Consider the following 613-nt stretch of genomic DNA (forward strand, 5'->3'; position numbering starts at 1 on the left):
CCGCGCTTCAGGTCCATCGGGTTCATGCCGGCGGCAACCGCCTTGTGGCCTTCCTGGACGATCGACTGCGCCAGAACGGTCGCGGTCGTGGTGCCGTCGCCGGCGATGTCGTTGGTCTTCGAAGCAACTTCGCGGACCATCTGCGCGCCCATGTTCTCGAACTTGTCGGAAAGTTCGATTTCCTTGGCGACAGTGACGCCGTCCTTGGTGATGCGCGGTGCGCCGAATGACTTGTCGAGGACCACGTTGCGGCCCTTGGGGCCGAGCGTGACCTTCACAGCGTCGGCGAGGATGTTGACGCCGCGCAGCATGCGCTCACGGGCATCGCGAGAAAATTTTACGTCTTTGGCAGCCATTTTTAGCTCCTGGCAGGGGCTTGAATTGAGCCCTGGGGTTTAAGTGATGGTGAGGCCGATATTCAGCCGATGATGCCCATGATGTCGGATTCCTTCATGATCAGAAGGTCTTCGCCATTGAGCTTGACTTCGGTGCCCGACCACTTGCCGAACAGGATGCGATCGCCGGCCTTGACGTCCAGCGGGACGAGCTTGCCGGCTTCGTCACGGGCGCCGGAACCAACGGCGATGATCTCGCCTTCCTGCGGCTTTTCCTT

The 613-nt window shown here is 60.7% G+C and carries 2 protein-coding genes; both read right to left on the reverse strand.

Going from position 1 to position 613, the window contains the following annotated elements; all coding sequences use genetic code 11:
• Nucleotides 1-356: TCP-1/cpn60 chaperonin family protein (locus tag AC0L17_RS34565; protein ID WP_473519003.1), on the reverse strand; the 356-nt coding region annotated here is incomplete at its 3' end.
• 62 nt (nt 357-418) lie between these two features.
• Nucleotides 419-613 (reverse strand): co-chaperone GroES (locus AC0L17_RS34570; protein ID WP_023835140.1); only part of this gene is annotated, 195 nt, incomplete at its 5' end.

Source organism: Mesorhizobium sp. WSM4829 (genome assembly GCF_055811475.1).